Genomic DNA, 245 nt, shown 5'->3' with positions numbered 1-245 from the left:
GAGGAAGTTCCTATCCGCGTCGCTCAGAACGACGACATCCGCTTGCCTGCCGACCATCAATCAAACTCCTGCTCCTTAGGACAGAAGCCCAACAAAATGATGCCTACTTTCGTTCCATGTGACTAGGGTCCGGACTCATTGATCAAAGCCAGAAGATGACGGCAGCGGCGATGCAGATTGCCGAGAAGAAGGTGTGGGCGCATCGGTCGTAGCGGGTGGCGATGCGTCGCCAGTCCTTGAGCTTG

Annotated in this window: 1 pseudogene; it reads right to left on the bottom strand. The window is 55.9% G+C overall.

The window, feature by feature from the left end:
- Positions 1 to 142: 142 nt before the first annotated feature.
- Positions 143 to 245: pseudogene (locus tag C5748_RS27690) on the bottom strand (IS5/IS1182 family transposase); the annotation flags it as partial.

It is taken from the genome of Phyllobacterium phragmitis, assembly GCF_002980495.1.
GTDB lineage: Bacteria > Pseudomonadota > Alphaproteobacteria > Rhizobiales > Rhizobiaceae > Paramesorhizobium > Paramesorhizobium phragmitis.
Note: the sequence above shows the minus strand (reverse complement) of the source record. Positions and strands in the feature narration are given on the sequence as shown.